The following is a 7,510-nucleotide window of genomic DNA, read 5'->3' on the forward strand; positions in this document are numbered from 1 at the left end:
TCATGGATCCGGCGAGCGGGCCGGAAATCGTTGCCCACCGGGCGGCCGATCACCGACCCCGCACCCCTGCCACCTGACTGACCTGCGGAAACGAAGAAACCGCCAAGGTGATCGACAAGCCCTGATCCAGGACCGCGGTGCTGGTCACGTATTCCCCAATTCGGACCAGTGGTCGACCTCGCCTACACTCGGAGCCGTGCCACGTGGTGACGGTCGACTCAATCACGATCTGCTTCCCGGCGAAAAAGGCCCCCAGGACGCTTGCGGCGTCTTCGGCGTCTGGGCTCCGGGCGAAGAGGTCGCAAAGCTCACGTACTTCGGGCTCTACGCCCTCCAGCACCGGGGTCAGGAATCCGCGGGAATCGCGGTCAGCAACGGCTCCCAGATCCTCGTCTTCAAGGACATGGGCCTGGTCTCCCAGGTCTTCGACGAAACCTCGCTCGGTTCGCTCCAGGGTCATATCGCGGTCGGACACGCCCGCTACTCGACCACCGGTGCCTCCGTGTGGGAGAACGCCCAGCCGACGTTCCGTGCCACCGCGCACGGTTCGATCGCGCTCGGCCACAACGGCAACCTGGTCAACACGGCGCAGCTCGCCGAGATGGTCGCCGACCTGCCCAAGGACACCAACGGCCGGTCCACCCGGGTCGCGGCCACCAACGACACCGACCTGCTGACGGCCCTGCTGGCCGCCCAGGTCGACGAGGACGGCAAGCCGCTGACCATCGAGGAGGCCGCCCACGCGGTCCTCCCGAAGGTCCGTGGTGCCTTCTCCCTCGTCTTCATGGACGAGCACACCCTCTACGCCGCCCGCGACCCGCAGGGCATCCGCCCGCTGGTCCTCGGCCGCCTGGAGCGGGGCTGGGTCGTGGCCTCCGAGTCCGCCGCACTCGACATCTGCGGTGCCAGCTACGTTCGCGAGATCGAGCCGGGCGAGTTCGTCGCCATCGACGAGAACGGCCTGCGCACCTCCCGATTCGCGGAAGCGAAGCCCAAGGGCTGTGTCTTCGAGTACGTGTATCTGGCCCGCCCGGACACCGACATCGCCGGCCGGAACGTGTACCTCTCCCGGGTCGAGATGGGCCGCCGCCTGGCCAAGGAAGCCCCTGCCGAGGCCGACCTGGTCATAGCGACACCGGAGTCCGGCACCCCGGCCGCCATCGGCTACGCGGAGGCCTCCGGCATCCCCTTCGGCGCCGGCCTGGTGAAGAACGCCTACGTGGGCCGCACCTTCATCCAGCCCTCGCAGACCATCCGCCAGCTCGGCATCCGCCTGAAGCTGAATCCGCTGAAGGAAGTCATCAAGGGCAAGCGCCTGGTCGTCGTCGACGACTCGATCGTGCGCGGCAACACCCAGCGGGCCCTGGTCCGCATGCTGCGCGAGGCGGGCGCGGCCGAGGTCCACATCCGGATCTCCTCGCCACCCGTGAAGTGGCCCTGCTTCTTCGGCATCGACTTCGCCACCCGCGCCGAGCTGATCGCCAACGGCATGAGCATCGAGGAGATCGGTACCTCGCTCGGCGCCGACTCCCTGGCGTACATCTCCATCGACGGCATGATCGAGGCGACCACGATCGCCAAGCCGAACCTGTGCCGCGCCTGCTTCGACGGCGAGTACCCGATGGAGCTGCCGGACCCCGAGCTGCTCGGCAAGCAGCTCCTGGAGACCGAGCTGGCCGCAGGTCCGGCCGCCACGGCCGCGGCCGACGCGATCCGTCGTCCGTAAGCCCCGTAGAAACCAACCCGAAAGATCCCAGGCAATGTCTGAGAGCCGTTCCACCGGTGCTTCCTACGCGGCTGCCGGAGTCGACATCGAGGCGGGCGACCGCGCCGTCGAGCTGATGAAGGAGTGGGTGAAGAAGACCCAGCGCCCCGAGGTCCTCGGCGGCCTCGGCGGCTTCGCCGGCCTCTTCGACGCCTCCGCCCTCAAGCGCTACGAGCGCCCGCTGCTCGCCTCCGCCACGGACGGCGTCGGCACCAAGGTCGACATCGCCCGTCGGCTGGGCGTCTACGACACCATCGGCCACGACCTGGTCGCCATGGTCATGGACGACATCGTCGTGTGCGGTGCCGAGCCGCTGTTCATGACCGACTACATCTGCGTCGGCAAGGTCCACCCCGAGCGGGTCGCGGCGATCGTCAAGGGCATCGCGGAGGGCTGTGTGCTGGCCGGCTGCGCCCTGGTGGGCGGCGAGACGGCCGAGCACCCCGGTCTGCTGGGCGAGGACGACTTCGACGTCGCCGGCGCCGGTACGGGCGTGGTGGAGGCCGACCGGCTGCTGGGCGCGGATCGTATCCGTACGGGTGACGCGGTGATCGCCATGGCGTCCTCGGGGCTTCACTCGAACGGGTACTCCCTGGTGCGCCACGTCCTGCTCGACCGGGCCGGCCTGGCCCTGGAGGCGGAGATCGCGGAGCTGGGCCGCACCCTCGGCGAGGAGCTGCTGGAGCCCACGAAGATCTACTCGCTGGACTGCCTGGCGCTGACCCGCACCACACAGGTGCACGCGTTCAGCCACATCACCGGCGGTGGACTCGCGGCCAACCTGGCCCGGGTCATTCCGGACGGGCTGCACGCGAGCGTCGACCGTGCCACCTGGACCCCGGGCGCGATCTTCGACCTGGTCGGCAGGACCGGGGACGTCGAGCGCCTGGAGCTGGAGAAGACCCTGAACATGGGCGTCGGCATGATCGCGATCGTGCCGGAGGAGTCCACCGAGGTGGCGCTGGCCACGCTGGCCGACCGCGGGGTCGACGCCTGGGTCGCGGGCGAGATCACCGACCGCGGCGACAAGGAGACCGGCGCCGAGCTGGTCGGCGACTACGCCGTCTGAACCCACAGGCAGCGCAGAACCCGGCCGGTGGCAGTGCCACCGGCCGGGTGAGTGCTCAGTGCAAGGTCAAGCGCCGCGACGGTGTTGTGAAGGACCTTCATCCTCATCCTCGTCGTCGTCCTCATAGAGGTCGGCGTATCGAGAGTAAAGATCGTCCTCGTCATCCTCATCGTCCTCGAACGGCTCGCCGTTCGGCGGCTGGCTCGAAGTCGATGCGCCCAGTTCATTGGCCAGACGCGAGAGGTCAGTCCCACCGCTGTTGTACTTCAGCTGGCGGGCGACCTTCGTCTGCTTGGCCTTGGCCCGGCCGCGCCCCATGGCTCGACCCCCTCGGTGACGGGGCTTGACGGCCCCAGAGTCTGACACGCGTTCATGATCCGGAACGGACCCTCCGCAGAGAGGCCGGTCCGTAGGGCTTCCACGGTACCTGAGCCCGCGCCCATACGGTACGTCGCCCGCAGCACGCGCGTGTGCACAGGACCCTCGAGGTGCCCTGTCCTCGCTGGTCAGTGGCGATTTTAACCACTTATCGGGGTACGACCCGCCGGTGGAAGTGAGAGTTCTCTCTAAGTTCCCGCCGGCGGGTACCGCTCACTCGTGCGATCGGACACCCGATCGCGGCTCTTCGCAGCTCTCCTACGGCCCTTTACGGCCCGTGCCGGGCCGGCTCGGGCCGGCACGGCTCGTCTCAGCGTGCCGGGCGGGCCTCAGCCATGCGCTGCTCGGCGATCCGGTCGGCCGCGGCGGCCGGCGGAATGCCGTCCTCCTTCGCACGTGCGAATATGGCCAGCGTGGTGTCGAAGATCTTCGCCGCCTTCGCCTTGCACCGGTCGAAGTCGAACCCGTGCAGCTCGTCGGCCACCTGGATGACACCGCCCGCGTTCACCACGTAGTCCGGCGCGTAGAGGATCCCGCGGTCGGCGAGGTCCTTCTCCACCCCCGGGTGGGCGAGCTGGTTGTTGGCGGCACCACACACCACCTGGGCGGTCAGCACCGGCACGGTGTCGTCGTCCAGGGCGCCGCCGAGGGCGCACGGAGCGTAGATGTCGAGTCCCTCGACCCGGATCAGCGCCGCGGTGTCGGCGACGGCCGACACGCCCTTGGGGTGCTGGTCGAGGATCCGCCGGACGGCGTCGGCGCGCACGTCCGTGATCACGACCTCGGCGCCCTCGTCGAGCAGGTGCCGGACCAGGTGGTGGCCGACCTTGCCGACACCGGCGATGCCCACCTTGCGGCCGCGCAGCAAGGGGTCGCCCCACAGGTGCTGGGCGGAGGCGCGCATGCCCTGGTAGACGCCGAAGGCGGTGAGTACGGAGGAGTCGCCGGCCCCGCCGTTCTCGGGCGAACGGCCGGTGGTCCAGCGGCACTCGCGGGCCACGACGTCCATGTCGGCGACATAGGTGCCGACGTCGCAGGCGGTGACGTAGCGCCCGCCGAGCGAGGCGACCATACGGCCGTAGGCGAGCAGCAGCTCGTCGGTCTTGTCACGCTCCGGGTCGCCGATGATCACGGCCTTGCCGCCGCCGTGGTCCAGACCGGCCATGGCGTTCTTGTACGACATCCCGCGCGCGAGGTTGAGGGCGTCGGCGACGGCCTCGGCCTCGGTCGTGTACGGGTAGAAGCGCGTGCCGCCGAGGGCCGGGCCCAGGGCGGTGGAGTGGATGGCGATCACGGCCTTGAGGCCGCTGGCGCGGTCCTGGCAGAGCACGACCTGCTCATGGCCGCCCTGGTCCGAGTGGAACAGGGTGTGCAGGACATCAGCAGGTGCGCCGGTTACGTCGGTCACTGTGGTGACTCCTGTGTAAATAGCGGCGAGTGGGGCGTAGCCCCCGTGCGGGTGGCGGGGTGCTGGCATGAGCGTAGAGCCTGTGCCCACCCGCCATCCGCGAGGTGTTCAGGATCACTCTCCAGAGCCGTTCGTGCACGCATCACCGTGCGACGATTTGCTGTGGTTTCGAGCTGAGCCCGATGGGGAGGGAGCAGGCGTGCCCAAGGTGTCCTCCGTGGTCGTCCCCTATGCCGCGTACCTGCGCGTCTACGAGCCGCTGGCCGCCTTCCCGGAGCCGGAGCGCAGCCATTGGGCACGCTATGCCCGGCGCCCCGAGCGCCCCTCCTATCAGGACGAACTGCGCCGCTCGCTCGCCGACTTGCTGCCCACCCCGCCGATCCCCGTGCCGGTGCACGAGAGCAGCGACGCCTTCGTGCTGGACGTCGACGGGGTCGTCTGCGTCTGTCCGTGGCGGACCAGGCTGCGCGGCTGGCAGGCCCTGGCCGACCTCGACGAGGAACTGCCCCCGCCGGTGCTGGACGCGGTGCTGCCGCCGCTGGTGCGCCACCAGGCCGCCCAGGACTACGAGCGCTGGCTCGCCCGCAACCCGGACGCCCGCCCCTGGATCCGCACGGCGACCTGGCAGGTCCCGCTGAACTGGTTCGTGCTCGTCTCCGACGAGGAGCGCCGGTACGAGAAGCGGTCCGGCGAGGTGCCGCCGATGCTGCGCTACCGCACCCCGATGGTGCAGGCCCGGCGCCGGGTGGCGCGGGCGCTGCGCACGCTGAAGGACACCATCGAGGAGGGGCCGCTCATCGACAGCCTGGTGGACGTGGGCCGCTGGCTGGAGGAGTTCCACCCACGCTCGCTGGTGGAGCTGGACTACGGCGGCCTGGTGCACACGGTCCCGGCCGGCGAGCTGGAGGACGACCATTCGGCGGCGGACGTGACCGACGGCATCGAGGCGCTGAGCCGGGGCGACGGGATGGCCGCCGGGGAGGCCTACGGGCGGCTGGTGGAGCGGTGGCGGGCGGTACGGGACCGGCGTTCTGCGAACTGAGTGACGCACGCCACGGTCAAAACGGCACCGAACGACGTACCGTCAACGGCACTTAACCACCTGACGGGATGTTGGTCCCGATCCGGGCTTTTGTCCCAAGGGTGATGGACGGCACTTACATGGCTCTTGCGCCGGTTGCCGCCCCTCGTGCCAAAATAGGACAAGGAGTCCGGGGAGGGCTCTGTCCGTCCAACTATGCTCCACTGTGGGCGGAATCTCAGCATTGCACGCTTTGGGGGGTCTGGTGCCTCCTGATCGCCCTGTGACTGATCGTCACAGCGGCGTGACTGTCCGCTATGGCATGGTCCATCGGCTTCCGTCGCTGATGGACACCTGGGAGGGCAATTCCATCGGTTTGGCCTACGCGGTTGGACAGATGGTGTAGTTGTAGTGCCGAGGACAAGCCGTTCGTCCTATAACCGACTCGACTCGCGTCCGCCATTTCGGGCAACGCGGGTCAAGGTGCAGAATTTAGAGGAAAGAACCGAGAAGGTTCGGTTCTCCCGAGGAGGCCGCTCATGACCGCTCGCACCCCTGATGCCGAGCCGCTGCTGACCCCGGCTGAGGTCGCCACGATGTTCCGTGTGGACCCCAAGACGGTCACGCGGTGGGCGAAGGCCGGCAAGCTCACTTCGATCCGCACGCTCGGCGGCCATCGCCGCTACCGCGAGGCTGAGGTCCGCGCTCTGCTCGCGGGCATCCCGCAGCAGCGCAGCGAAGCCTGAACAACTGAATACGGGCGAAACGGCCGGTCCCCCAACTGGTCGAAGCGCCCGAAACCCTAGCTCCAAGCGACGCGGGACCTGCCCCAACAGGGCCCACGCCCAAGCCGAAGAGAACGTTGTTGGCAGCGACACAGGGTGCGTCGTAGATCGCGCTGGACTCCGCCGGGTCCGGCGCGATCTTTTTTGTGCGCTGGTCGGGGATGTTCCGGGCTCTCTGTGAGCGGCCTTGTCGGAGTCTGGGGAGGGCTGTCGGAACGGCTGTGCGGTACCCCTGAGGGGGATGCAATTGCACATATTAAATTGACCAGTTGTATGTGGGGGGTAAGCTCCACCGTTTCAAAAACTCGTCCGGTGACTCCCGTCACATGCCGGAGGGCTTGTTGCCTCTGGCTCGTGTGCGGTAGTGGAACCACACGTTCCAGCGTCCCATGTCCGGACGGGTGTTGGGGCCGGCGGTGGTCACGCGCTTCGGGGACTCTCGTCCTCGCGGATCTCCTCGTCGGCCTCCTGGGGTCGTGGGCCGGCGGCCATCGCCAGCCGCAGCAGCCGATGGCAGATGGGGCAGTGGCGGGTCAGATGCCGGTAGGACGTGGCGGCCGACAGGTGCGCCCGGAGCAGCGCCCGCGTCTCGTGCCTGGCCGATGCCGCCATACGCCACCTCCAGGGGCCGCACAGGGGGACGGGCCCTGGTTTCTGGGTACCGGCGGAATGTGACGTCGTCAAGGGCGGGGGCTACGCCGGTCCGCCGATGCCCGGCGCCATGCCCGGCGCCGGTGGCGCCCGTCTCCGGGGGCTGCCGCCCCCCGGCCCCCGTTACGGCCCTGAACGGGCCTGGTCCTCAAGCGCCGGACGGGCTGGACACGGCTTGTGGGGGGGACGGGGTGGCCGCGGGCATACGGAAGGCCCTCATCCGGCTGGGATGTGGGCCTTCTTCCTGCGGTCCTGACGGGATTTGCTGTGTCTGATTGCGGCTGCGCCGCGGGCGTGGCCTCCGGCTTGTGGGGGGACGGGGTGGCCGCGGGCATGCGGAAGGCCCTCATCCGGCTGGGATGTGGGCCTTCTTCCTGCGGTCCTGACGGGATTTGCTGTGTCTGATTGCGGCTGCGCCGCGGGCGTGGCCTCC

7 protein-coding genes are annotated in these 7,510 nt (G+C 69.0%); 4 read left to right on the forward strand and 3 right to left on the reverse strand.

The features are described 5' to 3' along the window. Window positions 1-196: 196 nt before the first annotated feature. On the forward strand, window positions 197-1,726 hold the full coding sequence (gene purF / locus ACIRU3_RS12780) for an amidophosphoribosyltransferase (RefSeq protein WP_404055333.1): 1,530 nt from the start codon (window positions 197-199) through the stop codon (window positions 1,724-1,726). Window positions 1,727-1,760: 34 nt separating this feature from the next. Next, window positions 1,761-2,834 (forward strand): phosphoribosylformylglycinamidine cyclo-ligase, encoded by a 1,074-nt coding sequence (purM, locus tag ACIRU3_RS12785; RefSeq protein WP_404055335.1) that lies wholly within the window; start codon window positions 1,761-1,763, stop codon window positions 2,832-2,834. Between the two features lie 66 nt (window positions 2,835-2,900). Here purM and ACIRU3_RS12790 read toward each other — a convergent pair whose 3' ends face one another. Then, a complete protein-coding gene (locus ACIRU3_RS12790; RefSeq protein ID WP_404055337.1) occupies window positions 2,901-3,152 on the reverse strand; it encodes a DUF3073 domain-containing protein in 252 nt (83 codons plus the stop codon). A gap of 370 nt (window positions 3,153-3,522) precedes the next feature. Continuing rightward, entirely contained in the window at window positions 3,523-4,620 is a 1,098-nt protein-coding gene (locus tag ACIRU3_RS12795; RefSeq protein WP_404055339.1) for a Leu/Phe/Val dehydrogenase, read from the reverse strand. A 199-nt stretch (window positions 4,621-4,819) separates the two neighbouring features. Here ACIRU3_RS12795 and ACIRU3_RS12800 point away from each other — a divergent pair, with 199 nt between their 5' ends. Both ACIRU3_RS12800 and bldC read left to right on the forward strand, forming a co-directional pair. Next, complete coding sequence (locus tag ACIRU3_RS12800) at window positions 4,820-5,662, forward strand: hypothetical protein (protein ID WP_404055341.1); 843 nt, start codon at window positions 4,820-4,822, stop codon at window positions 5,660-5,662. Between the two features lie 518 nt (window positions 5,663-6,180). Continuing rightward, window positions 6,181-6,387, forward strand: a complete 207-nt coding sequence (gene bldC / locus ACIRU3_RS12805) for a developmental transcriptional regulator BldC (RefSeq protein ID WP_003949541.1) — start codon at window positions 6,181-6,183, stop codon at window positions 6,385-6,387. Between the two features lie 459 nt (window positions 6,388-6,846). Here bldC and ACIRU3_RS12810 read toward each other — a convergent pair whose 3' ends face one another. Next, on the reverse strand, window positions 6,847-7,038 hold the full coding sequence (locus tag ACIRU3_RS12810) for a DUF6274 family protein (protein ID WP_404055343.1): 192 nt from the start codon (window positions 7,036-7,038) through the stop codon (window positions 6,847-6,849). Window positions 7,039-7,510 lie beyond the last annotated feature (472 nt).

The organism is Streptomyces sp. NPDC101151, assembly GCF_044768335.1.
In the GTDB taxonomy this organism is placed as follows: domain Bacteria; phylum Actinomycetota; class Actinomycetes; order Streptomycetales; family Streptomycetaceae; genus Streptomyces.